20 protein-coding genes, 3 tRNA genes and 1 pseudogene are annotated in these 24,888 nt (G+C 38.6%); 13 read left to right on the forward strand and 11 right to left on the reverse strand.

Annotated elements, in window-relative coordinates; genetic code table 11:
• Positions 1–5: 5 nt before the first annotated feature.
• A complete protein-coding gene (ispE, locus tag WH390_RS05635; protein WP_032115928.1) occupies positions 6–884 on the reverse strand; it encodes a 4-(cytidine 5'-diphospho)-2-C-methyl-D-erythritol kinase in 879 nt (292 codons plus the stop codon).
• Complete coding sequence (lolB, locus tag WH390_RS05640; protein ID WP_052044920.1) at positions 881–1,534, reverse strand: lipoprotein insertase outer membrane protein LolB; 654 nt, start codon at positions 1,532–1,534, stop codon at positions 881–883. The genes ispE and lolB overlap by 4 nt, the downstream gene beginning before the upstream one ends.
• Before the next feature lie 244 nt (positions 1,535–1,778).
• On the opposite strand from lolB, the gene hemA reads away from it, so the two are divergent.
• The 6 genes from hemA to WH390_RS05670 are packed head-to-tail and all read left to right on the forward strand — an operon-like array spanning position 1,779 to position 7,611.
• Positions 1,779–3,041, forward strand: a complete 1,263-nt coding sequence (hemA, locus tag WH390_RS05645; protein WP_032115927.1) for a glutamyl-tRNA reductase — start codon at positions 1,779–1,781, stop codon at positions 3,039–3,041.
• A gap of 29 nt (positions 3,042–3,070) precedes the next feature.
• Entirely contained in the window at positions 3,071–4,153 is a 1,083-nt protein-coding gene (prfA, locus tag WH390_RS05650; RefSeq protein ID WP_032115926.1) for a peptide chain release factor 1, read from the forward strand.
• Complete coding sequence (gene prmC / locus WH390_RS05655) at positions 4,153–5,004, forward strand: peptide chain release factor N(5)-glutamine methyltransferase (RefSeq protein ID WP_032115925.1); 852 nt, start codon at positions 4,153–4,155, stop codon at positions 5,002–5,004. Before prfA ends, prmC begins: the two co-directional genes overlap by 1 nt.
• Entirely contained in the window at positions 4,988–5,797 is an 810-nt protein-coding gene (gene sirB1 / locus WH390_RS05660; protein ID WP_032115924.1) for an invasion regulator SirB1, read from the forward strand. The genes prmC and sirB1 overlap by 17 nt, the downstream gene beginning before the upstream one ends.
• A 46-nt stretch (positions 5,798–5,843) precedes the next feature.
• Entirely contained in the window at positions 5,844–6,698 is an 855-nt protein-coding gene (kdsA, locus tag WH390_RS05665; protein WP_032115923.1) for a 3-deoxy-8-phosphooctulonate synthase, read from the forward strand.
• Between the two features lie 10 nt (positions 6,699–6,708).
• Positions 6,709–7,611: a TIGR01212 family radical SAM protein gene (locus tag WH390_RS05670; protein ID WP_032115922.1), complete on the forward strand. Its 903-nt coding sequence runs from the start codon at positions 6,709–6,711 to the stop codon at positions 7,609–7,611.
• 44 nt (positions 7,612–7,655) lie between these two features.
• Here the strand turns inward: WH390_RS05670 and WH390_RS05675 are convergent.
• Positions 7,656–7,745, reverse strand: a tRNA-Ser gene (locus tag WH390_RS05675).
• Between the two features lie 222 nt (positions 7,746–7,967).
• Here WH390_RS05675 and WH390_RS05680 point away from each other — a divergent pair.
• Positions 7,968–8,513, forward strand: coding sequence for a molecular chaperone (locus WH390_RS05680; protein WP_032115921.1), 546 nt, complete (start codon positions 7,968–7,970; stop codon positions 8,511–8,513).
• A gap of 76 nt (positions 8,514–8,589) precedes the next feature.
• Here WH390_RS05680 and WH390_RS05685 read toward each other — a convergent pair whose 3' ends face one another.
• Positions 8,590–9,150, reverse strand: a complete 561-nt coding sequence (locus WH390_RS05685) for a lipoprotein (RefSeq protein ID WP_032115920.1) — start codon at positions 9,148–9,150, stop codon at positions 8,590–8,592.
• A gap of 44 nt (positions 9,151–9,194) precedes the next feature.
• Positions 9,195–10,397: a multidrug efflux MFS transporter MdtH gene (gene mdtH / locus WH390_RS05690; RefSeq protein ID WP_032115919.1), complete on the reverse strand. Its 1,203-nt coding sequence runs from the start codon at positions 10,395–10,397 to the stop codon at positions 9,195–9,197.
• 124 nt (positions 10,398–10,521) lie between these two features.
• Between mdtH and rimJ the strand changes: the two genes are divergently transcribed.
• Both rimJ and murJ read left to right on the forward strand, forming a co-directional pair.
• A complete protein-coding gene (rimJ, locus tag WH390_RS05695) occupies positions 10,522–11,100 on the forward strand; it encodes a ribosomal protein S5-alanine N-acetyltransferase (protein WP_032115918.1) in 579 nt (192 codons plus the stop codon).
• A gap of 183 nt (positions 11,101–11,283) precedes the next feature.
• A complete protein-coding gene (gene murJ / locus WH390_RS05700) occupies positions 11,284–12,819 on the forward strand; it encodes a murein biosynthesis integral membrane protein MurJ (protein ID WP_032115917.1) in 1,536 nt (511 codons plus the stop codon).
• A gap of 124 nt (positions 12,820–12,943) precedes the next feature.
• On the opposite strand, the gene WH390_RS05705 is transcribed toward murJ, so the two are convergent.
• The 3 genes from WH390_RS05705 to WH390_RS05715 all read right to left on the reverse strand — a co-directional run bounded on the left by WH390_RS05705 (position 12,944) and on the right by WH390_RS05715 (position 14,662).
• A tRNA-Val gene (locus WH390_RS05705) sits at positions 12,944–13,020 on the reverse strand.
• A 25-nt stretch (positions 13,021–13,045) separates the two neighbouring features.
• Positions 13,046–13,122: transfer RNA gene (locus WH390_RS05710), tRNA-Val, on the reverse strand.
• Between the two features lie 166 nt (positions 13,123–13,288).
• Positions 13,289–14,662: an MATE family efflux transporter gene (locus WH390_RS05715; RefSeq protein ID WP_032115916.1), complete on the reverse strand. Its 1,374-nt coding sequence runs from the start codon at positions 14,660–14,662 to the stop codon at positions 13,289–13,291.
• A gap of 197 nt (positions 14,663–14,859) precedes the next feature.
• Here WH390_RS05715 and WH390_RS05720 point away from each other — a divergent pair, with 197 nt between their 5' ends.
• The 3 genes from WH390_RS05720 (at position 14,860) to WH390_RS05730 (ending at position 18,736) form a co-directional block, all read left to right on the forward strand.
• Positions 14,860–15,471 carry a riboflavin synthase gene (locus WH390_RS05720; protein ID WP_032115915.1) on the forward strand — a complete coding sequence of 204 codons (612 nt, stop codon included), beginning with the start codon at positions 14,860–14,862 and terminating at the stop codon, positions 15,469–15,471.
• A 606-nt stretch (positions 15,472–16,077) separates the two neighbouring features.
• Entirely contained in the window at positions 16,078–17,775 is a 1,698-nt protein-coding gene (locus WH390_RS05725; protein WP_032115914.1) for a thiamine pyrophosphate-binding protein, read from the forward strand.
• The gene (locus WH390_RS05730; RefSeq protein WP_032115913.1) at positions 17,768–18,736 is read left to right on the forward strand and encodes a 3-oxoacyl-[acyl-carrier-protein] synthase III C-terminal domain-containing protein; all 969 of its coding nucleotides are present in this window, start codon (positions 17,768–17,770) and stop codon (positions 18,734–18,736) included. The genes WH390_RS05725 and WH390_RS05730 overlap by 8 nt, the downstream gene beginning before the upstream one ends.
• A gap of 190 nt (positions 18,737–18,926) precedes the next feature.
• On the opposite strand, the pseudogene punC reads toward WH390_RS05730, so the two are convergent.
• Positions 18,927–20,137: pseudogene (punC, locus tag WH390_RS05735) on the reverse strand (purine nucleoside transporter PunC).
• 119 nt (positions 20,138–20,256) lie between these two features.
• On the opposite strand from punC, the gene punR reads away from it, so the two are divergent.
• Positions 20,257–21,162 (forward strand): DNA-binding transcriptional activator PunR, encoded by a 906-nt coding sequence (gene punR / locus WH390_RS05740; protein WP_406850699.1) that lies wholly within the window; start codon positions 20,257–20,259, stop codon positions 21,160–21,162.
• 19 nt (positions 21,163–21,181) lie between these two features.
• On the opposite strand, the gene purR is transcribed toward punR, so the two are convergent.
• Complete coding sequence (gene purR, locus WH390_RS05745) at positions 21,182–22,207, reverse strand: HTH-type transcriptional repressor PurR (protein WP_032115911.1); 1,026 nt, start codon at positions 22,205–22,207, stop codon at positions 21,182–21,184.
• 450 nt (positions 22,208–22,657) lie between these two features.
• Entirely contained in the window at positions 22,658–24,388 is a 1,731-nt protein-coding gene (gene argS, locus WH390_RS05750) for an arginine--tRNA ligase (protein WP_406850700.1), read from the reverse strand.
• Between the last annotated feature and the right edge of the window lie 500 nt (positions 24,389–24,888).

A 24,888-nucleotide genomic window follows, 5' to 3' on the forward strand; every position in this document is an offset into this window, starting at 1 on the left:
TATTATTATTGATGATCTCGATATCTGGAAATCCCAGCGCGGAATGTATGCAAAGGAGACTGGTTAACGCCTTGCGCAACGAAACCCTGCATCCACTCTGGGGCTTTATTTAACACCTTACGGGCAGCAGCTTCAGTTTCGAATTCAGCAAAAACGCAAGCACCTGTGCCGGTAAGGCGTGATGATGTATATTCTAGCAGCCATGAAATAAGCTCTTCAACCTCAGGGAAACGTTTTCTTGCGATTGGTTCACAATCATTTGCGTATGGCCCTTGTAACAATGCGCTTAATGAGCGTTTTGCGGAATTACGTTTTAATTCCGGATCAGCAAAAATTTGTTGGGTAGCAATATTTATTCCAGGGTGGGCCACTAAATACCATTTTTCTGCAGGACTCGCTGGCAAAAGTTGATCACCGATGCCTTGTGCGAAAGCGGCATGACCTATTACGAATACCGGAACATCGGCGCCGAGCTGACGGCCAAGCTCGGCTAAGGTATTATCATCAATACGAGTTTGCCAATGGTGATTTAAGGCAATCAATGTGGTTGCTGCATTAGAAGAGCCACCGCCTAAACCACCACCGGTGGGTAATCTTTTCTTAACATAAATATCGGCACCTTGATGACTATCAGCGCGATCTACTTCAATGCAATAGCGCTGTAATAAGCGCGCTGCTTTAACAATAAGGTTATTTTCTGCTGACAGATTAGTAAAGGGTGTAAGCAGCCGAATTTGATTATCTTCACGTGGTTTGATGGTAATTTCATCACCATAGTTAAGAAATTGGAACAGAGTCTGAAGTTGATGGTAACCATCAGCTCGACGGCCGGTAATATAGAGAAATAAGTTAAGCTTTGCTGGAGAAGGCCAGGTTAATGTCATTCGTTTAGCGTCCAACTGTCCATTTTTAACTTAATACGTTGTTTACCTTGTGTTAATTCAATCCGGCTAGGTAGTTTAGGCTGACTATCCTGATGATAAGCAAGGTAGTTCAAATGCCAGGTTTCGCCATTTTGCCTATATTCGATGGTTTTTAACAGCCCATTTTCGTCTAGTGTGAATGATGTGGCATTAGTGGGTAAACCGATTAACCAATAGGGCAGGTTTTCAATTGGAATTTCCATCCCTGTTAATTGATAAATCATCTGTGCTGGATGATGGTTGACATATTTTTTACCTTCTCTATCCATTAGCTGGGTAACGCCAGGGGTTACATTGAGCTCTAATTCTGTTGTCCCTAATGGATTGGTCAATAACAGGCGGTAATTAGACAGCGTATATTGTTGCCAAAAAAATTTGGCATAGGTTTTATTATCTGGGCCAATATAGGCAAAAGCACCACGGGTTTGAAATTTTGTCAACTTGACCAGTTGCTGCTGGTGGTTTATCCATAATGGATTGGTTATTGAGCCGTTTTTTTCAGTTGTTAATTGTTGATTGAATGTACAGGCGGTCAAAAAAACAGCAATTAGTGGGATAAATTTGTAACAATAGTGACGTAAACTGGCAAACTGCTTGGCAATGAGTATCATTAAATATTTCCTATTCACACAAGTGGTATTAATTTGTTGATGTCGATCAGAAAATTATTAAGGTAAATGTAACTACAATTGGGAAAAAATGCCCGAATTATTCATTTGCTTAGTTTAACATCTTTAATTGCCTAGTTGCATAAAGTAGAATACTACCTCAAAATTTCCTTATTAAAGTTATTGGTTTTATTTTTGTGTGCTTAACAGATGTTTAGAAACCATTTAGTTACTTGATTTAGTGAATATGACATTACTTGCACTCGGTATAAACCATAAAACCGCGCCTATAACGTTACGTGAACGGTTAATTTTTGGGCCGGAAAGAATTGAACACGCACTGGATAATTTACTTCAGCAGCCACTTGTTCATAGTGGCGTTGTGCTCTCTACATGTAACCGTACTGAGCTTTATCTATGCGTTGATTCACAAGAATCCCTACAAGATCAATTAATTGATTGGTTATGTAACTATCATCGTTTAAATTTAAATGATGTTAAAACAAGTATTTATTGGCACCAAGATAATGCTGCTGTTAGCCACTTAATGCGTGTTGCCAGTGGATTAGATTCATTAGTCTTAGGTGAGCCACAAATTTTAGGTCAAGTTAAACAAGCATTTTCTAAATCTCAGCACTATACAAAATTATCTAGTGAGTTGGAGCGTTTATTTCAACGCTCATTTTCAGTTGCTAAACGTATTCGTACGGAAACCGAAATTGGTGCTAATGCGGTTTCGGTTGCTTTTGTCGCTTGTACGCTAGCTCGTCAGATTTTTGAATCACTGTCTGAATTGCATATTTTACTGGTCGGTGCCGGCGAGACTATCGAACTGGCTGCACGCCATCTGCGTGAACATCATGCTAAGCATTTGATTATCGCTAACCGAACTCGAGAACGCGCTGCACGTTTTGCTAATCAAGTTGGTGCGGAAGTTATCACTTTAGCTGAAATTGATACCCGTTTAGCCGACGCGGATATTGTAATTAGTTCTACTGCCAGCCCTTTACCGATCATTGGTAAAGGGATGGTTGAAAGGGCAATGAAAGTCCGCCGTAATAAGCCGATGTTGCTGATTGATATTGCTGTTCCGCGAGATATTGAACCTGATGTTGACAAATTAAATAATATTTATCTCTATAGCGTTGATGATTTGCATGCGATTGTGCAACACAATGTCGAACAACGGAAAATGGCGGCAGTTCAGGCTGAGCTTATTGTTGAGCAAGAAAGTGCTTATTTTATGGATTGGTTGCGTTCTCAGTCATCAGTCAATACAATTCGTGATTATCGTGGTCAGGCAGAGCAAATTAGGGCTGAAATGGCAGAAAAAGCACTTGCTTCGCTGCGAAATGGTGCAGATAGCGAGCAAGTGATCAATCAATTAACCTATCAGTTAATGAATCGCCTGATCCACACACCAACCAAATCACTCCAGCAAGCAGCGACAGATGGTGATATTCATCGTCTTAATATTTTAAAAGATAGCTTAGGACTGGAGCAAAATTAAACTACCTTTAGTAAGGTCTAACATAACGAATGAAGTCTTCAATAATTGCTAAGTTAGAAGCATTGCAGGAACGCTACGAAGAAATTCAAGCACACCTGGTTGATGCTGAAGTGATCGCAGATCAAGAGCGTTTCAGGGCGTTGTCTAAGGAGTATGCTCAGTTAACAGATGTAACCAAATGCTTTCAGTTATGGCGCACTGTTCAGCAAGATATTGAGACGGCTGAAATATTATTGCATGATCCTGAAATGCGCGAGATGGCTCAGGACGAATTAAAAGAAGCGAAAAAGCGTAATGAGGAATTTGAACAACAATTACAAATTTTATTGTTACCAAAAGATCCCGATGATGAAAAAAATTGCTTTTTAGAAATTCGGGCCGGTACCGGTGGTGATGAGGCGGCAATATTTGCCGGTGATCTTTTTAGAATGTATAGCCGCTATGCTGAATCCCGTCGCTGGCGGATTGAAGTTATGAATGCCAGTGAAGGAGAACACGGTGGTTACAAAGAAATTATCGCCAAAGTTTCTGGTGATAGTGTGTATGGACGTCTAAAGTTTGAGTCAGGGGGACATCGTGTCCAGCGCGTACCGGAGACTGAATCTCAAGGGCGTATTCATACATCTGCTTGTACAGTAGCCATTCTGGCTGAAATTCCAGCAACAGAGCTACCGGATATCAACCCTAGTGACTTAAGAATTGATACTTTTCGTTCATCAGGCGCTGGCGGACAGCATGTTAATACCACTGACTCCGCGATCCGTATTACCCATATTCCAACTGGAATTGTGGTCGAGTGTCAGGATGAACGTTCTCAGCATAAAAATAAAGCCAAAGCGCTGTCAGTTTTAGCTGCCCGTATTCGTGCATCGGAAGTGCAAAAACGCCGTGAAGCAGAAGCGTCTGAGCGCCGTAATTTACTCGGCTCAGGTGATCGTTCCGATAGGATCAGAACTTATAATTTTCCCCAAGGCCGCATTACTGATCATCGTATCAATTTAACTCTCTATCGTTTAGATGAAGTGATAGAGGGAAAATTAGATATGTTAATTCAACAGATTATTAACGAATATCAAGCAGATCAACTCTCTGCTTTATCAGAGCAGGATTAATGAATTATCAGCATTGGTTAGCCTATGCGGCTAATAAACTTTGCCATAGTGATAGCGCTAAACGTGATGCTGAAATTTTGTTGCAATATATAACCGGCAAAACACGGACTTTCCTTATTGCATTTGGCGAAACAGAATTAACCGTTAAGCAACAACAACAGCTTGAACATCTATTAGCTCGTCGGGCTAAGGGTGAGCCTATCGCCTATTTAGTAGAAGAAAAAGAGTTTTGGTCGTTACCAATGAAAGTTTCACCTGTTACGTTAATACCTCGTGCGGATACAGAGTGCTTAGTTGAGCGAGCATTACAATTATTACCAGAAAAGCAAGCAGTAAAAATATTAGATTTGGGGACGGGTACCGGTGCTGTGGCGTTAGCTTTAGCATCAGAATGTCCACAAGCGCAGATAGTTGGTATCGATATTAGTGATGCGGCAATTACGCTAGCCCAACTTAATGCAAATAATTTGGTAATTAACAATGTCCAATTTTGCAAAAGTAATTGGTTTAGTTCACTACCTATTCAGCAATTTGATATGATTGTCAGTAATCCACCTTATATTGATGAATGTGATCCACATTTACAACAAGGTGATGTGCGTTTTGAACCTAAAACAGCATTAATATCCGCTAATCATGGGTTGGCTGATATTCAATTGATAATTGAACAATCGCGTAACTATTTAGCTAATAAGGGATGGCTTTTACTCGAACACGGGTGGTTGCAGGGAAGGCAAGTAAGGCAGTTATTTTCCTGTCATCATTATCAACAGGTAGTAACTTTTCAGGATTATGGTGGTAATGATCGTATTACAGTAGGTCAATGGAAATGTGATGAAAACCATAGCTGATTTTGAATTTAATAAAGCACCACTGAGCGAAGGTATTATACTTGTTTCACGGATTATTCGGCCAGATTTTCCTGTTGAACAAGTCAATGCACAACTTAGGCTTCTGGTTGCCGAAGCAAGACAAACAATACAAGCTGGTGATGATATAGAAACGCAAATATCTATATTACTAAAGTTGTTTTATCGAGACTGGCTTTTTAGCGGTGTAACGGGGGTTTATTCGCTTTCTGAGGCCCTTTGGCTGGATAAAGTGCTAATAGCAAGACAGGGGGCACCTGTTTCATTGGGGACAATTTTTTTGCATGTTGCCACTGAATTGCAGTTGCCGGTGATACCGATTATTTTTCTGACTCAGCTTATTCTATGTGTTCGCCGAGAAGATGGTACTTATTGGTATATTAACCCGATAAATGGTGAAACGCTCACCGAGCAGATGCTTGATTTATGGGTCAAGGGAACAATTAGCCCTTTTGCTCATCTGACGCGAAAAGACATAGAAGAAACTGCGCATAGAATTATCATACGAAAAATGTTTGATACAATAAAAGCAGCGTTGATGGAAGAAAAAAAAATGGAACAAGCGCTAAGAGTTTGTGAAACATTATTAATTTTTGATCCGAAAGATCCTTATGAAATACGTGATAGAGGACTTATTTTTGCTCATCTTGAATGTAATCATGTTGCCATTTCTGATTTAAATTATTTTGTTGAGCAATGTCCAGAAGATCCTGTTTCTGAAATGATAAAAATGCAAATCTATTCAATAGAAGGGCAGCAGATTATATTGCATTGATCATTAAAAATCGTCACTAATTTGCTGTCATAGAAAGGGTAAAAGCATGCAATATAAAGTAGTCGCCATTGATGATATCAAAGTGGCAAATAATCTACCATTTGTATTATTCGGTGGTATGAATGTGCTTGAATCGCGCGATTTGGCAATGAAGATTTGCGAACATTATGTCACCGTAACGGACAAGCTTAACATTCCTTATGTTTTTAAGGCTTCCTTCGACAAAGCGAACCGTTCTTCGATTCATTCCTATCGCGGCCCTGGGCTTGAAGAAGGAATGAAAATTTTTCAAGAAATCAAACAAACATTTGGCGTTAAAGTAATTACGGATGTTCATGAGCCAGCGCAAGCGGCACCGGTTGCTGAGGTGGTTGACGTTATTCAACTACCGGCTTTTTTAGCCCGGCAAACTGACCTGGTTGAAGCGATGGCCAAAACCGGTGCAGTCATTAATGTTAAAAAACCCCAATTTGTAAGTCCTGGACAAATGGGAAATATTGTTGAGAAATTTAAAGAAGCAGGTAATGAAAAAGTTATTCTCTGTGATCGTGGGGTAAACTTTGGTTATGATAATTTGGTTGTCGATATGTTAGGCTTCAATGTCATGATGAATGTATCAAAGGGTTCTCCAGTTATTTTTGACGTTACTCATGCATTGCAATGTCGTGATCCTTTTGGTTCTGCTTCCAGCGGTCGCCGTGCACAGGTTGCTGAGTTGGCGAGAGCGGGTATGGCAGTCGGTTTAGCGGGATTATTTCTGGAAGCACATCCTGATCCGGCTAACGCAAAATGTGATGGGCCATCAGCACTGCCATTAGCAAAATTAGCGCCATTTCTTGAACAGGTTAAAGCTATCGATGATTTGGTGAAAAGCTTTGCCCAATTAGATAACGCTAATTAATTGTTATTTTATGCAGTTAAATGATGTTGTTACTATGTTTGGCGCTGATCTTCAGCGCCGCTATGGTGAAAAAATTCATAAGATCAGTTTGCACGGTGGTTTTAATTGCCCTAATCGTGATGGCTCCTTAGGACGTGGCGGCTGTACCTTTTGCAATGTTGCTTCTTTTTCCGATGAGCAGCAACAGCAATTTTCCATCCAGCAACAGATTGCGCAAAAAGTAAAAAAAATCCATCGTGCTCAACGTTATCTGGCTTATTTTCAAGCTTATACCAATACTTATGCTGAAGTTTCAATTTTAAAGGCGTTATATCAACAGGCATTAAATCAGGCTAATATTGTTGGACTTTGTGTCGGTACGCGACCAGATTGTGTTTCGCAACCAGTATTGGATTTATTAGTAGAATATCAGCAGCAAGGATATGAAATCTGGTTGGAACTAGGTTTACAAACATCCCATGATAAAACCCTAAAAAAGATCAATCGAGGCCATGATTTTGCCAGTTATCAAAAAATTGCTCAGATTGCCGGCAAAAAGGGATTAAATGTTTGTGTTCACCTAATTGTTGGCCTACCAGGTGAAACAGCTAGCGAAAATCTGCAAACAATATCTCGTGTTATCGATACTGGTGTTGATGGTATTAAATTGCATCCATTACATATTGTTGATGGTAGTATAATGGCGAAGGCTTGGCGTGCTGGGCGTTTGTTATCACTTGAGTTAACTGAGTACGTGGAAATGGCCGGAGAAATGATCCGTCACACACCAAAAAATATTATTTATCATCGTATTTGTGCCAATGCGCGTCGGCCGACTTTACTCGCGCCAGATTGGTGTGCAAATCGTTGGTTAGGCATGAATGCGTTATATCAATATCTCTGTCAGTATGGCGGCCAGGGCTCTGCAATTTAAGGTTGTGGAGGGAACTAAAATAGGTTGTTGGCAGATATTTTATATGGCGGTGAGGGAGGGATTCGAACCCTCGATACGTTTTCACGTATACACACTTTCCAGGCGTGCTCCTTCAGCCACTCGGACACCTCACCGGTTATCATTTTAATATAGTAGGATACTAGAATGATGGGGCGCTACTATAGGAAAAAGCAGACTAACCGTCAATAATATATTGCAACTTTTGTCTTTTTTTGCAGTTAATAAGATAAATAAAGAACAATTTGTTGAAAATATATTCGATATTACCGCCCAGGTTTTATTGTCCTTACTAATAAGTAAAATTATTAAATGCATAGCATAAGTTGGAAAAAATAATGAATGAATTTTCCGTGATTTGCCGAATACTAGGAACATTGTTTAATCGTTCCCCAGAGGATCCTATTACTAAACCTTTATTTGAATTGATTAGTCAAAATCAATTGAAATTATCTTGGCCTTTAGAACAAGATGAATTATTAACGCAACTAGCCGCTAGTAGCCAGGATTTAGCGTTAGTAATTAAAGATTTTAAGCAATTGTTTCTTGATCCTACCTCAGCTATTGTTAACGGCATTAGTCAATATAGTGAAATATCAGCAACGGCAGTTAATGAATTTTTAGTGGCAAATGGAATACCATTATCAGCGGAAAAAGCTGATCGTTTTGCAGCTTTATTATTGGCAGCATCTTGGTTGGAGGATAATGCAGCGCAGGATCCGCTATTAACACAAATTCAATTATTTGATCAGTTTATTTTACCTGCGAGTGAATCATTTTTTAGCCAAGTGGAAACCCATGCAGTAAGTGATTTTTATCCTACTCTCGTTGTGATAACGCGTGAAGCTTTAGTTGCATTGCGAGAGGAGCTGGCTGACAATTAGTGACGCTGTAACTTATTCTTTGAATCTAACAGGCGAGTACATAGCGCCTGTTATTTTCTATTGACTACTAAGTTATTTATTCTACTAATGGAATAAATAACTTACCCGGTTTGACTTCAAGTCCTTTAGCGATTTTCTTGGCCAATGCTTCTGCTTTACTTTTTTCTGGTTGTAATAAATAGACAGGATTTTTTTCAAAATAGGCTTTTAAGGAGTTATTAACAATCGGCAGTATTGTGGTAATTGTACTGGCCATTTTTTCCGGTGTAATTTTTTGATCAGAGATTGTCAATTCTTTTAAATAGATAGCACCGGTAGCTACGTCAAAATAGGGCAGTGAAGTGATAGCTAAAGAGACTTCTGCATGTGTTGAACCTAATAGTGTTTCAAGCTTAATTTTAGCTACTCCAGTTAAGGTAATTTTATTCGGTTCAGTCCGACCAATTTGAGTAGCAAGATTGGCTAGATCGATACTAGCATTAGCAAGTCCGGCAATACCTATTTTTTTACTATAGTGGGTATGTTTGCTGAGATAGTTATTAATGGTATCTTCACTAATACTGAATTCGGTTAATTGATCACATCCGGCTATCACTCCAGATAGTAACAATAGTGCTCCGACAAAAAAGTGCTTCATGTTTTGTTTTTCTCCTGTAATTTTGATAGCAAGATTGTACACAACTATTTATCGTTATAAATGATAGTTTTTTTCTGCTGATTAAATTGTTGGTGCAAAGCCCATAAGGTTAATAATCCTATTATGGTTAACAGATGCCAAGGTAGTGCCGGTAAACCCCACCGATGTCCGATATCATATAGCCAGCCACCACCGATAAACCCTATTGCACCACCTAAGGCATGGCCTAATCGGCTAAAACCCATATAACTACCGCGAGCATGAGGATCTGCCAGTGATGCGCTCAATGTTTCACGTGCTGGCTCAGCAGTGATGGTACCTAAATAAAACAGACTAATCAGGGTAAAAAGTAGCGTCAGTGAATGGGTAAAACCAATAGGAAGCATGGCCAGGCTCATCAGAAGTAAACCGGTCATTAACCGTTGTTCGAGGCGAAAATGCTTTTCACTCCAACGGGCGATGGGATAAAGTAAAGTTAAAGAGATAATGGCTTCAATGGCATACATCCATTTAATAGCCGTCGGTGAGCCGGCTATCTCATTAACGACAATCGGAAACATTAACATAACTTGTACGTATAAAATAAAATAGCCAGTCAGAGTAAGCACATATTTTAAAAAACGTTGATCGCGAAAAACTTTACCCATCCCGGTACGAATCGATATCCGGCTAGCCGAGATACGGTAAGCAGGCAACAGCCATGCGTTTGAAATGGCTGCGATAATGAAAATTATCGTACCTGCCCAACAAACAAACTGAAAATCATACAGTAAAAGCCAGCCACCGAGCAGGGCTCCGAGAACAGCGCCGGCACTATCTTGCATTAATAATAATGAATAAAAACGACCTCGTTCATGTGGTTTGGTCAGTTTAATGACTAAGGCGGTACGAGGAGGATCAAATAAAGTCCCGCCTAAGGCTGACAGAACGCAAGATAGCCACAAAATCCATGGAACGGTAGCCATGGCCATTAAGGCGAAACCGATAGCACGTAATAACATGCCTAGCACTATCATTGGCTTAGCGCCGAAACGATCGGCTATAGCACCGCCAAAAATGCCTAAACCTTGTTGAAATAATTGTCTAAGGGCAAGGGCAAAACCAACCACCAAGCCAGGCCAACCTAATTGCTCAACAAAGTGGATCGATATCAGTGGAAAGACGACAAAAAAACCCAACACGACTAACATATTATCGAGTAAAAGAAAATATTTACCGAGGTTTCGCGCTTGCGTTACCGGAGACATTGAACACCATTTGGCATCATACAGTGATATTTTGTAAATATAATACTAGTAAATTAGATATACTTACTATTGTAAAAACAAAATATATTTATATTCAGCACCCAATATTCTGGAGTTGGCCGCGATGTTTGGATATCGAACCAGAAAGCCTGAATGTTATTCTGTTACTGAACGTTTGCTCCTACGGTTAGCTTGTGAAACCGATGCTTATCGTCTGGCTGATTATTATTGCCGGAATGAAAATTTTTTAAAGCCATGGGAGCCTATTCGTGATAGCAGTTATTATCAGCCTGCTGCCTGGAGTAAACGTTTGCATATTATGGCAGAAATGCATCGTCGTAAAAGTGCTTTTCATTTTATATTATTAGATAAACGGCAAACTGAAGTTATTGGTGTAATTAATTTCAGTAATATTATTAGAGGGGCTTTTAAAGCTTGTTATCTGGGTTATTCAATCTGTGAAATGTGGCAAGGAAAGGGCTTGATGTATGAAGCATTAATGCCAACGATTCATTTTATGCAAGAACAACAGCAGATGCATAGAATTATGGCAAATTATATGCCGCATAATCATCGCAGTGGTAATTTACTGAAAAAAATAGGTTTTAAGCCAGAGGGATATGCAAAAGCTTATTTACAAATTAATGGTGAATGGCAGGATCATATTTTAATGTCACTCATTACAAAAAATAATCAGAGTTGAATTATTTTATATAAAAACAGTTTACCAGACTCACTTTGTTTAACGGGTAATTAAAACATCGTTGGAAAATCTGAGCTACATCGCTTTGCTTTGGTAAAAATAGTTATTCTAATTCATGGTCATGCTCACAGGTCGCTGATACACTTTATCAATCTATTATGGCCATCATTATAAAGTTATTGCATGAATTTACTAAAATCGTTAGCAGCGATAAGCTCTATGACTATGTTTTCCCGCATCTTAGGATTTATTCGTGATGCGATTATCGCGCGTTTTTTTGGTGCTGGAGCGGCGACAGACGCATTTTTTGTTGCTTTTCGATTACCAAATCTTTTGCGCCGAATTTTTGCCGAAGGCGCATTTTCCCAAGCATTTGTCCCTATCTTAGCAGAATATAAAAACCAGCAAGGTGATGAGGCTACTCGCACTTTTATTGCGTATGTTTCCGGTTTATTAACATTAATTTTGGCCATCGTTACATTGGCAGGAATATTAGCGGCACCATGGATTATTTATATTACGGCCCCCGGTTTTACTGATACACCGGATAAATTTGATTTAACCGTTCGTTTATTGAGAATCACTTTTCCTTATATTTTATTGATCTCTTTAGCATCGTTGGCTGGTGCTATTTTAAATACGTGGAACCGTTTTTCTGTTCCTGCTTTTGCGCCTACTTTACTTAATATCAGTATGATTATATCAGTACTGTTGTTGGCGCCATATTGTGAACCACCTATTATAGCGTTAGGGTGGGGAGTTTTTGCCGGTGGTATTTTACAGTTGCTGTATCAATTACCTTATTTACAAAAAATTGGCATGTTAGTTTTACCGCGTATCTCTTTTCGCAATAGCGGTGTGTGGCGAGTATTGAAGTTAATGGGGCCGGCGATTATTGGTGTTTCTGTAAGTCAGATTTCATTAATTATTAATACTATTTTTGCCTCATTTTTACAATCAGGCTCTGTCTCGTGGATGTATTATGCTGACCGATTGATGGAGCTCCCTACCGGTGTTTTAGGAGTAGCACTTGGTACTATTTTATTACCTTCGCTAGCGAAGAGTTTTTCAACCGGTGATCATAAAGAATATCAGCGCCTAATGGACTGGGGGTTACGGCTTTGCTTTTTATTAGCGCTACCATGCGCGATTGCGCTGGCTATTCTAGCCGAACCGTTGACAGTGTCACTTTTTCAGTATGGCAATTTTACCGCCTACGATGCGGTAATGACTCAACGGGCATTAATTGCTTACTGTGTCGGCTTAATGGGGTTAATTGTCGTTAAGGTATTAGCGCCAGGGTTCTATTCGAGACAGGATATTAAAACACCGGTTAAAATCGCGATTATTACCTTAATTTTGACACAATTAATGAACCTTGCCTTTATTGGTTCGCTCAAACATGCAGGATTGGCCTTATCAATTAGCTTAGCGGCATGCTTTAATGCTTTGATGCTGTATTGGCAGTTACGTCGCCAGGCAATTTTTTCTCCCTTAGTTGGTTGGGGAAAATTTTTGCTCAAGTTAATCGCCGCTTTAATTGTTATGGTAGCGGTATTGTTGTTGCTATTAAATTTTATGCCGCCATGGGAGCAGGGAAATATGCTGGTGCGGATCACGCGGTTGTTACTGGTGGTTTTTGCCGGTGCAATGAGTTACTTTGCTGCGTTGTTTATTTTTGGTTTTCGTTTGCGAGATTTTTCACAGCGGGCTATTTAATACAAATAAATCTGGTTAAGTGATCATTTGTTGGATGAAAAAGCGTAACCGCGCTTTTTCATTACCAATCGAAGCAGGCTGGCTGACTTTACAATTTGAAAATGGTATTGGGAATAAACAGAATTGGTGCGTCCGAGTGGACTCGAACCACCGACCCCCACCATGTCAAGGTGGTGCTCTAACCAACTGAGCTACGGACGCACTAGATAAAAATATCGCTAACAATTGGTGCGTCCGAGTGGACTCGAACCACCGACCCCCACCATGTCAAGGTGGTGCTCTAACCAACTGAGCTACGGACGCAATAAAAATTGCTATGGCGATAATATGGAAACGAATATTAACGAGCAGTTGCCGTTCTGGCAAGGGAAAAAATGCAATTTTACGTCTAACTGCTCGTATTTAATGCTATTTAGCATAAAAGCGCAATTTTTCATTTTTTATACCTTATACCCGTTTGACAACATAGCTATCGAGAGGAATGTCGTAATACAAATTCGTTTGGCTGACGTTGAAGCCACAATATGCGAGAAAGTATCATGATAGCTGATGCGGTTAAGCCAATAATAAAACCGATCCAAAAACCTTTTGGTCCCAGATGCGGCACAATAAAGTCAGTTAAACCAAGTAGATAACTTGTTGGTAGGCCGAGCAGCCAGTAAGCAATGAAAGTGATAAAGAAAATTGAACGGGTATCTTTATAACCGCGTAATATACCGGCGCCAATGACTTGAATAGCATCGGAAATCTGATAGATAGCAGCGAATAACATCAATTGTGAAGCCAATAGGACGACTTCCGGATTGCGATTATACATTAATGCGATCTGCTCTCTAAGTGACACTGTCACAATTGCGGTGCAGCAAGCTACCGTTAAACCTACCATAATGCTGGCATAGGCGGATATTTTTGCCTTTTCCGTTGAAGCGCTACCTAAATTATAACCGACCCGGATCGTTGCTGCGATACCAAGAGAAATAGGAAACATAAACATTAACGAACTAAAATTTAAAGCTACCTGGTGTCCTGCGACAGCGATAATACCTAATGGCGCGACCAGTAAGGCGACAATAGCAAACAGAGTGACTTCGAAGAAATAGGCTAGACCAATAGGTAAACCTAACGCGAACAGGCGCTTCAATAAAGAGAAGTCAGGTAATGCAAACTGTTTATTAGCACGGATATCACGTTGTGAAGGAGTATGGCGTATATACCAGCGCATAAAAAGAAACATAGCCCAATATACCGAGGCAGTGGCTACCCCACAGCCGACGCCACCAAGAGCTGGTGCCCCAAAATGGCCATAGATAAAAATATAGTTGATAGGTATGTTAATAAATAAACCGAGGAAACCAATAAACATACCGGGTTTTGTTTTAGATAACCCATCGCACTGACTACGTAAAACTTGATAAAAAAGATAACCTGGTGCTCCCCACATAATAGCACGCAGAAACCGCACCGCTTTATTTGCCAGTTCAGGATCAATATTAGGCATATTATTTATAATATGGTGAGCATTATAAATAACAGCCATGACCAAAAGTGATAAAAAGAAAGCTAGCCATAAGCCTTTTTGTATATGATTGCCGATAACTTGACGTCGGCCTGAACCATTTAATTGCGCTACCACTGGTGTTAAAGCCATTAATAAGCCGTGGCCAAACAAAATAGCAGGTAACCAGATAGACGTTCCTACCGCAACGGCTGACATATCTATTTCACTGACTTTACCAGCCATTACTGTATCGACAAAACCCATTGCGGTTTGTGAGAATTGAGCAAGAATAATTGGAATACCTAATGCTAATAGGCTGTGTGCCTCTTTAAAATATTTATTCACCCACCATATACCTTATTGAAAATGAATAGAAAACGAAAAGAATTGAACCCTTAAAAATTTGCTTATTGTATCGATTTGGTGAAGTTATAGCTATAAATAGATAGAAAGCTGCCATATTTATTGTTTCTAGAGTGCTTATCTAGCATAACTAGCGTAGAATGAGTTTTAATCTTTTATTAAAATTGGGAACTCAATATATGTATACAGGCATTGTGAAAGGAAAAGGAACACTAGTTGCGGTGGAAGATAGCGTTAATTTTCGTACTTATACTGTCCAATTTCCCACTGAATTACTCGCAGATTTAGAAACAGGTGCTTCTGTTGCTAATAATGGATGCTGTTTAACTGTTACCCATATTGATGGCGATAAGGTGAGTTTTGATTTAATGAAGGAGACTTTGCGACTGACAAACTTAGGCAGTTTAAAATTAGGCGATATGATTAATTTAGAAAGATCAACAAAATATGGTGATGAAATTGGTGGCCATGTTATGTCGGGTCACATCATTACTACTGCCGAAGTAGCCAAAATTTTTAAAGCTGAAAATAATCTCCAAATTTGGTTTTATGTGCATGATAAACAATTAATGAAATATATTTTGCATAAGGGCTTTATCGGCGTTGATGGAATTAGCTTAACTGTAGGAGATGTGGTCAATAATCGTTTTTGTGTCCATCTGATCCCGGAAACCATTGCGCGCACCACAATTGCAGAAAAGCGTCTTGGAGAAAAGGTTAATATTGAAATTGATGCCCATACCCAAGCGGTAGTTGATACTGTTGAGCGAGTGATGGCCCAAAAAATATAATCATAGAGCGTATTTTAAATAGTCGTCACACTATTTTAATTAAGTTAATTAATAGCTAAAAGAAGAAACAGGATTTGATAAACAATCGACCAAGGTTTCTTCTTATTAGAAAAGCGTTAATGTCAAAAGTGGTTTCCTATGTTTAATTTACTTATCTGTAACTAAGTGATATCTGCAAATAAGCTCTTCGATAAACATCAAATCGCTTCACTCAAAATGGCTCGCCAAGACAAGTTGGCTAATTGTTTTATCTTTCCTTTCCTAGCTCAGGCTATTGCTCATTCAAAAGCGTCTTTATAGAAGAAGTATGACTGAGCTATTGAATGAAATTGTCAAATGACTGCTATTTCATTTTCTTCATAAGTAATTGATAGTGATTGTAAATTCCCTCATTCAGCAAGCTAATGCAAAAAAACCAATAGAATTTATCATTGAGATAGAAAACCATAAGCAACGCTAATGACAATAGTGTGACCAATAGAAAAACAAGAATTCAAAAAGATAACGTGAAGGAATTCAGCAACGGATACCAAAGTGGTGTGGTTTTATCGTAATTTTGAGTTCTAGCGTGAACATTTTAATCTATTCAAATTATTAGAGGTTACAATGAAAATAACAATTGCCCGTGATTTGGTAGAGTTAATCGAATTTTTAGGTGTTGATTTAGCATTTGGGATATCTGGCGGTTTTATAGTGCCGATATGGCAAGAGCTTACTAGATCAAAAAAAATAAATGTTATACATTGCCGCACCCAGGCGGGTAGCGTGTTTTGCGCTTCAGAATATAGTCTTTGTCATAATAAAATATCTATATCTTTTGCGACAGCAGGCCCGGGAATAAGTAATGCATTGACAGGGTTAAAAACGGCAAAGCTTGATGGAGCCAGAGTGATATTTATCTCAGCTGTTACCACAGAATATCATGATGGATTATGGGGGACGCAGGAAACAACAGTGTTAAATGTGAATACCCTTGTGCAGGATGATGGGCAAGGATATTTAGATAAAGTATTTGTTATTAAAAATGAAGATGAATATTTACAAGCCAGAGAAGATATCCAGAAACTAGTTGCGTCAAATAAACATTTTGTTATCGGTGTTTTTTTAACTACTGTAGTACAAACATTAACAATAAAAAAACGCATATTAGCGGATATTCCAACCACAGCTAATCTTACTAACATAGTTTCTTCTATAGATTTTTCTATGCTTATAGAAATTTTATTAGCAAAAAAATCTTTATTCTGGCTAGGCTTTGGAGCCAGGTATGCAGGGAACAATATCCAAAAAATTATTGAATTGACTAACTCTGCTGTTATAACAACGCCGAGAGGTAAAGGTATCATTTCCGAATATAGTCTGGCCTCTGTAGGAACTACTGGGATAGGTTCTATTAGTAAAGAAATAACTAAGCAGATAACTGGTGATAGCTCTCGCTATGTGGTTGTAATTATGGGGAGTCGTCTTAGCGAACTGAGCGCATTTTATTTACAAAAAAATTTTAGCAATATAGATTTATTTTATGTCGGTCTGGAGGCAGATAAAGTAAGAAATAATCTTCCTTCTAATGCGATTGTTTTTAAAAGTAACATTCAATGCTTTACTGAAACTTTGCTTAGTGCACTTCAGAATAAGGTAATTCATAAACCAGCTGTTCAATACCCAGCTCTGATGGCTGAATTTGTTGATTATATTATTAAAGATAATAATGATTCTGATAAAGTTATCCATCCATTAGTGGTTATGAATATCATTCAGCGTGTCGCGATTAATAAGAATAACTGCTACATAGCTGCCGAGGCTGGAAACTCATTTTTTTGGGCAAGTCACTACCTGAAATTTTCTCAATCTGGGCGTTATCGGCTAGGGACTGCATTTGGGGCTATGGGGCATTATGCTTGTGGATTAGTTGGTATTGCAGCTGGTTTTAAAGAGTGTGCAATTGGGATTATTGGTGATGGTGCTATGTTAATGGCAAATGAAGTCAGCACAGCAGTGCGCTATCATCTTGCTGCCATTTGGTTGGTGATGAATGACAGCAGCTATAATATGTGCCGTCAAGGGCTAGAAATGTTAAATAGCGACCCACTCGATTGCGATATACCAGTGACTGATTTTGCCTTGTTTGGTCGTGCTTTAGGGGCAGATGGTTATCAGGCCAATAATTCTCAACAATTAGAGGATGCTATTGTTGCGGCGATCAAAAATAGAAACCCAGCAGTAATTGATGTCAGAATTGATAAAAATGCAGTTCCGCCGCTTAAAGATAGGATTGAAACGCTTAAAGGATTTATAGATGATTAATAATATTTCGTTAATTTCCTGTGCTGGTGCATTACCAAATCAGCAGCAAAACATATTAAGAGAAAATAATAAAAGGACAATATTTTCAACAAATGACAATTATTTACCTGGTAAACGTAGTTTATGGCGACTGGATGAGAAGGACGCGGTGACTAAATTAATGGTAAATTGCTTATCTAAAGCTTTAGACCAGGTGAATATGAATATCAATCAGCTCGATTGTATTATTATTAATCTGGTTTGGCCTGGGAACATCCTGTATGAAGAAGTTATTGCTATTGTTCGGCAGTTAAATATTGTTTGTCCGGTTATTCCTGTCAATTTGGGCACGTCTGGTGGAATGACTGCACTTGAGTTAGGTTGGAGCCAGTTTTCTAATGCAAAGTATAGGCAAGTAACAGTACTCGCTGGCTGTAATTATGCTCATTGGTTTTCTGCTGAAGACCCAGTAAGTTCTTTATTAAGCGATGGTGCTGCCTGCGCTATTCTTGGTTACGACTCAGGTATTTCCCTTGTCCATAGTAAGACAATTCAAACCTATGATTATGATCCCTTAATATTTATTGATAATCATGTCGAATCTATCAAGGGATCTGGCAGATCTATATTTTCTAAACTGCCTAAAACAATTTTTAATAGCTGCTATCAATTGTGTCGCAATGTTGGTAAAGATATTAGTGATATTCGATATTTTCACATTTATGATCCAACGTCTTGGGTCGCTGAGGCAGCAGCAAAAGTTCTTCAAATAAGTGAAGATAAAGTTTTAACCCTATTTGATAAATATGGTGGTTTGGGGCCTGCGCAAAATTTTTTCGCACTGATAGAATTGAATACGAGTGCAGATCTTTTTCCTGATGATTTGATTATTCTGTTCGGATTTGGGCCCTCATCCACATCAACTTCTTTCCTATTGAGTTGGAGGGAAATTCCTACCGCTATTGATTTTATCTCAGTTTAAAATAACAGCTTAATATTTTGTTTTATACCTTAAGATGGATGATATTGTAATTTTAAGCCAACCAATCTTCGTTGAAATGGGAAAGTTGGACTTTCCCATTTGATCAATAAATAAAATTTTACTCATGACTAGAATATACGCTGTCAGTTGACGTCAGAGATTCTAACATGGGTTTGTTTAAAAATTTTTCTCACTGTTTGAAGGCTCCCGACTTGGTATTAATTGAAGCTTTTCTATTTTGCAGCCAGTAACCAATTAACAGAGGAATAATAGTGGCAACCATAACACCGCTTGTTGCTAATAAAGGATTGGCAATGAGGCTAGATACTGCCAGACTTGCGGCAAAACATAAACCAAGCTGGAGAGTATTTTGTAAAGCGGCGGCTTTACCACTGTCTTTAGGAAAGACACTTAATGCATTTGATACCACAATAGGATAGCAAGCTCCGTTCATCGCCGCCATACAACAGAAAGGCAGTAATAGAGCAAATAAATTAGGTTGTGAATAGATAGCAAGGATAAAAATGACAAATACACTTATTCCATAACCGATAAGAATAATTGGTAGCAAGATTTGGTTTTTTATTTTGGCGATTAAATAACGTCCACCATAGCCACCGAACATAAAAGCGATAGTTTGTGGTACATAACTGATGCCTATATCCTGCGGATCATATCCCATTTGAGTTAAAATAAAGGGGGATCCCGTTAGCCAGGCAAAAAAACCGGCGCTACAGGCGGCATAAATTAATACATTACCGCTAAAAATAGCAGAATGTAGAAAGGTGATAAATGTGGTGGTGGATTTTATTTTGTCAGTTTTTTCAGAATATTTTTTTCCTGTAACAAAATTGTGGCCAGAAAAAGCAATATCCCAATGATAGCTAAGGCAAAAAATATCATTTGCCAGTTATTACCAGTTAGAAGCCAGGCACCTAACAGGGGAGCTAATGCCGGCGACAGTGCAACTAAAGGCATGATGGTAGCAAAGACCCGTTTAGCATATTGACCGCTAAAACGATCGATGACCAAAGCTTGCCAAATTACTGCGGTTGAGCAAACTCCAACACCTTGAATAAATCGCACAATAAGTAATTGTGTGCCGTTAGTGATCCACAGTGCTGCCAAACAACTAATAATAAATAGAGACAAGCCAATTAATAAAACCGGTTTTCTACCAATACGGTCGGAAAGCGGCCCCCAACTAAGTTGCGCAAAGGCAAAGCCACATAAAAATAGGCTAAGACTTGCACTAATGGTATTTGCTGAGGTGTTGAGTTGTTGTTGCATTATACTAAAAGCCGGTAAGTACATATCAATGGCCAAAAAGCCGAGCATACTTAAACCAGCAAGATAAAGCATAAAGCCAAAATTGGCTTGATTGGGGTTATTTTTATTCATATGGTATCAATAAATTAAATAATATTTAACATCGCTATTTATTGTATAAGAGATGAATTTTTGTTGTGAAGCGTTATTATTTGCATATTGTTATCAAATATTTTGATAGGTGAAGGGTTATGTGGTCAGAGTATTCCCTGGAAGTGATTGATGCCGTTGAGAGAACGGGCAGTTTTAGTGCAGCTGCCACCGAGTTACATAGAGTTCCCTCTGCGGTCAGTTATACCGTAAAGCAACTGGAGGAGTGGTTGGCGGTTCCTTTATTTGAACGGCGTTATCGTGATGTTGTACTTACTGATGCTGGGAAATTCTTCGTTAAAAATGCGCGTAATATTATTAAAACAATGCGTGAAACTCGTCATCAGTGTCAACAAATTGCAAATGGCTGGCATGGACAATTTAGTATTGCCATTGATCGGGTAGTTAAACCAGATAGGATATTGCAATTAATATTAGATTTTTATCGCCATTTTTCTGATATTGAACTTTTTATTCAGCAGGAAGTTTATAATGGTGTATGGGAGGCATTAGTCGATGGCCGAGTGGATATAGCAATTGGTGCAACCCGTGTGTCACCGATTGGCGATAGATATAGTTTCCGCGATATGGGATTTATGCCCTGGTCATGTGTTGTCAGTATCAATCATCCTTTAGCACACATAAGCGGTCTAATTAGCGATCAGCAATTACGTCTCTATCCCAGTTTATGTTTAGAAGATACTTCTCGCTACTTACCAAAACGAGATACTTGGGCATTAGATAACCAAAAAAGGCTTATTGTGCCAGATTGGGAAAGTGGTTTAGCATGCTTAAAAAATGGATTATGTTTAGGATTTGCGCCTAAACATCGGGTAGAGCAACTTTGCCGCAAAAATGAATTAAAGACATTGCAGATTAAGCAACCCTTACCTGATAGTCCGTGCTGTATCATATGGAATGAAGAAAAACGTTCCCCAACATTGAGTTGGCTACTGGATTATTTAGGTAATAGCGAAACACTCAATGCTGAATGGTTAACTGATTGATAGCGTTTAAATCCGGGGATCATCTTCGGTAGTCAATAAATGGACCATCGACAACTGAACGACGTTCAATAAGCTCTGGGTGTATTTCAATCGTTTGCGCATCTTGGCGTTTATTAATAATGCGATCAAGCAACATGGTAAAGGCCATTTGACCTAGACGTTCTTTGGGCTGATGAATGGTAGTTAATGCTGGGGTAAAAAAACGCGCATTACGCACATTGTCGTAGCCAATAATAGATATATCTTGTGGCACTCGAATTCCTAATTCATTTGCAGCGCTGATAGCCCCCATCGCCATAATATCACCGCCACAGAAAATGGCAGTCGGTTTTTGTTGGAGACTTAATATTTGTTTCATCGCCTCGTAGCCGGAAGCTGGTTCGAAATCACCCTCGACAATCCATTCATTATGTGGTTGGATGTTAGCTTCCTGCATGGCATTGAGAAAACCTTGCCGCCGGCCATTGCCGGTATTGCGTTTTAATGGTCCAGAGATAATACCTAAATCACGATGACCTCGTTCGATAAGATAACGCCCGGCAAGATAGCCACCATAAACTGCATTATCAATGATGACATCGGTAAAATCACCATGGGCTTGCCCCCAATCCATCACCACCATTGGAATATTGCGGTATTTCTCTAACATCTGGAGTAGTTGGTTGGGGTATTCTGAGCACATGACAAGTAAACCATCAACCCGTTTTTGCGCTAACATTTGTAAATAGGCTTGTTGCTTATTTAGGTTGTTGTGCGAATTGCATAGGATCAATGTATATCCTTGGCTAAAACAGTTGTTTTCGACTGATTCAATGACTTCTGCAAAGTAAGGGGCTTCATTAGATGTGGCTAATAAGCCAATGGATTTAGTATGATTAACTTTCAAACTACGAGCAACTGCACTGGGAGAGTAATTAAGTGTTTTAATGGCTGCCCTGACGATCGTTTTTGTCTCTTCGGCGACAAAACGGGTATTGTTAATTACATGTGATACGGTAGTAGTTGAGACACCCGCAAGCTTTGCCACATCCTTAATTGTTGCCATGATTATAAAGACCCCTGAGTCATTCCCAATTCCTTTACTATTGTTTAAAAATTACTGTTATTGATCTATAAAAATAGATAATTAAGTTATCAGTAAACTGATCATTTTGTCTGATTTGCAGTAAAAACAAAAGTATTAATCAATCTTTACTAGATGATATAATAGAAAATAGCTTTTATTGTTGTATGATATTATGACATTTAATGATTTTTCATTAATTAATTTATGACTAAGACAGTGAGAATAGTGAGGTGAGGTTATGGATACCGATTTTAAATATGGTTTATGTACTGCGATAGTTGCATTATTAATGATCGTATCGTTTGTTTCTTTTATTTTATGAGCATCATATTGGCTTAACTGTCTGCATTTTATCGCTACAATATTTTGTCTTAAGCTGCATCATGGACAGCAGGCTGCACTACTGGCAGCCTATAGTCTAATAAGGGATTACATTTTTTCTACCGTTTCAATCCCTAATGTGTCTAAACCAATTTTTAAGGTTTTTTGCGTCAGTAATGCCAGTTTTAATCGACTTTCTTTTGATGCGTTATTTTCTGCACCTAAAATTGGGCAATGTTCATAAAAACTAGAAAATAAACCTGCCAGATCATATAAGTAAGCACACATAATATGGGGTAAACCGTCGCGAGCAACGGTTAGTATTGTTTCTTCAAATTGTAATAAACGAGTCGCTAAGGCTTGTTCATACTGATTTGCTAAAATCACCGGCTCGCTTAGTGCTGTTGGATTAATATTAGCCCGTTTAAAAATGGAGGCCACACGGGTATAAGCATATTGCATATAAGGCGCGGTATTACCTTCAAACGCTAACATATTGTCCCAGTCAAAAATATAATCAGTGGTACGATTTTTCGATAGATCGGCATATTTTACTGCACCAATACCCACCGCCTGACTAATTAATTGTAACTCGTTTTCTGGCATAGCTGGATTTTTTTGCCGGATAAGATCACTGGCACGCTCAATTGCCTCATCAAGTAAATCGGCGAGCCGGATCGTTCCGCCGGCTCGAGTTTTAAACGGTTTACCATCTTTACCTAGCATCATACCGAACATATGATGCTCTAATGACATTGTATCGGGAATATAGCCGGCTTTACGCACAATAGCCCAAGCTTGCATTAGATGTTGATGTTGTCGTGAATCTATATAATATAACACCCGATCAGCGTGTAACATTTCATGACGATATTTAGCGCAGGCAATATCTGTTGTCGTATAAAGATAACCACCATCTTTTTTCTGGATGATAACCCCCATGGCATCACCGTCTTTATTCTTAAATTCATCCAGATAGACAACCATAGCGCCATCACTTTTAACGGCTAACTTTTTAGCTGTTAAATCAGCGACAATATCAGGCAGCATATTATTATATAAGCTTTCACACATCACATCGTCTTCCGTCAGTGTGACATTTAAACGATGATAGGTGTGTTGATTTTGCGCCATGGTAATATCGACCAATTTGCGCCACATTTTCCGACAATATTCATCACCAGATTGTAGTTTAACCACATAATTACGTGCAAGTTCAGCAAAATTTTCATCTTCATCATAATGTTTTTTAGCTTCACGATAGAAAGTCTCAAGATCAGCTAAAGCCATATCGGTAGCATTTTCTTGTTGAACTTTTTCCAAGTACGCAATTAGCATACCGAACTGGGTACCCCAATCGCCGATATGGTTAGCACGTATTACTTTATGACCTAAAAACTCTAATGTACGAGCAACAGCATCGCCAATGATAGTAGAACGTAAATGACCAACATGCATCTGCTTTGCTACATTGGGAGCGGAATAGTCAATAATGACGGTTTGTGGCGTAACGGTGCTAATTGCCAATTTTTCATGTTGCAAGGTAAGTTCAATTTGTTCGGCTATCCATTGCTTATCAAGAAAAATATTAATAAAACCGGGTCCTGCTATTTCAACTTTACTGGCAATATTTTCCAGATTTAGTAGCGGCAGCATTTTTTCAGCTAATTGACGTGGAGGAATGCCGATTTTTTTAGCTGTAGACATGACACCATTAGCTTGGTAATCACCGAATTGGGCTTTTGTTGAAGGGCGGATATGAGCCTCACTACCTTTAGGAGCCCCTGCGGCAATTAATGCATTACTAATTTTTTCTGAAAGAAGAGCCTGAATATTCACCTGATTACCTTAATGATGAAGATAGCTGTCGTATTCAACTTAGTCAGATACAGCTATGAGGATCGTGATAAAAATAGCTGGCTTTATACCATAATTAGCTATTCACATGCTACTATCAACTATTTGATCAATAACTCTATTGTAAAAATAATATCAGATAGGATCGCTTTTTATCATCTTGCTAAATGACAATAGAGAATTTTTGATTTATCTAACTTTAAAAAATCACACGGCTGCTAAAATTGCAATTTTGATTAGAAATATTAATTTAAAAAAAGGGCTATGTTAAGTCTCTTTATTTTCCAGATTAAAATTTATCTTCATGAAAAGTTAAAAATATATTGAAAATTTGTTATCAAAAGTTAATGGTCTTTTATAATAAAATATTATCCTTTTCCATTAAAATTAATTACTTGTCTCAATTACTGTTTGAAAAACAGGTATTTTATTTGCAGAATAGTATGCTTATTAATTGATAATTAAAAATAGAAATAACAATA

The organism is Candidatus Arsenophonus nilaparvatae (genome assembly GCF_045346035.1).
Lineage (GTDB): Bacteria > Pseudomonadota > Gammaproteobacteria > Enterobacterales > Enterobacteriaceae > Arsenophonus > Arsenophonus nilaparvatae.